The sequence below is a fragment of the Pseudomonas sp. NPDC087346 genome (genome assembly GCF_044744235.1).
Lineage (GTDB): Bacteria > Pseudomonadota > Gammaproteobacteria > Pseudomonadales > Pseudomonadaceae > Aquipseudomonas.
On sequence record NZ_JBIUXX010000182.1, the window covers coordinates 1 to 1,196 of the forward strand.

At 57.7% G+C, this 1,196-nt stretch carries 1 protein-coding gene and 1 pseudogene; both read left to right on the plus strand.

The features are described from left to right. The coding region (gene cyoA, locus ACIOZM_RS31935; RefSeq protein WP_401221685.1) for a ubiquinol oxidase subunit II at positions 1-887 on the plus strand (887 nt) is incomplete at its 5' end. Positions 888-890: 3 nt separating this feature from the next. Continuing rightward, positions 891-1,184 (plus strand): annotated as a pseudogene (locus tag ACIOZM_RS31940) (cytochrome o ubiquinol oxidase subunit I); the annotation flags it as partial. Positions 1,185-1,196: the final 12 nt, after the last annotated feature.

Here is a 1,196-nt window from a genome sequence, read left to right on the forward strand (position 1 = left end):
CCCGCCCCCCCCACCCCCCCCCCGGGGGGGGGGGGGGGGCGGGCGGGCGCCCCCCCCCCCCCCCCCCCCCCCCCCCCCCCCCCACGCTGCTGATGCTGTTGGTCGTTGTGCCGGTTATCGTCATGACCTTCCTGTTCGCCTGGAAGTACCGTGCGTCCAACACTGACGCCGTCTACACCCCGAAATGGTCGCACTCGACCAAAATCGAAGTGGCGGTCTGGACCATCCCGGTCCTGATCATCATCGCGCTGGGTTACATCACCTACATTTCGACCCACGAACTGGACCCGTATCGTCCGATCCAGTCCGACGTCAAGCCGGTGACCATCGAAGTGGTCGCGCTCGACTGGAAATGGCTGTTCATCTACCCGGAACAAGGCATTGCCACGGTCAACAAGATCGTGTTCCCGGCTAACACGCCAATCAACTTCAAGATCACCTCCGACGCCGTGATGAACTCATTCTTCATCCCGGGCCTGGGTGGCCAGATCTACGCGATGGCGGGCATGCAGACCAAACTGCACCTGATCGCCGATCGCAACGCTGAAATGGACGGTATCTCCGCCAACTACAGCGGTGCTGGTTTCACCGGCATGAAATTCAAGGCTATCTCGACTTCTCAGGCCGATTTCGACGCTTGGGTAAGTGAAGTCAAAAAGGCACCTAAACAGCTTGATCAAGCTGAATACGAAGCCCTTTCCAAGCCAAGCCAGAACAACCCAGTCGAGCTCTACTCCTCGGTCACGCCTAACCAGTTCCAGATCATCGTCGACAAGTACGAAGGCATGAAACCTGGCAAGCCGCTGAAGCACGAGAAGAAAGAGAAAGAAGTGGCGGCAACGGAAATCGAATCGAGTTCGCATTCAGCTGCCGGGGCAGAGGAGTAAACGATGTTTGGTAAATTAAGTTGGGAAGCGGTCCCGTTCCACGAACCGATCGTGATGATTACCATCGCCATGATCGCGCTCGGTGGTCTGGCGCTGTTCGCTGCAATCACCTACTTCAAGAAGTGGACTTACTTGTGGACCGAGTGGCTGACTTCGGTTGACCACAAGAAAATCGGCGTGATGTACATCATCGTCGCCATGGTCATGCTGCTGCGCGGTTTTGCCGACGCCATCATGATGCGTACCCAGTTGGCCATGGCCACTGAAGGTTCGCCTGGCTACCTGCCACCTGAACACTAAGACCAGATC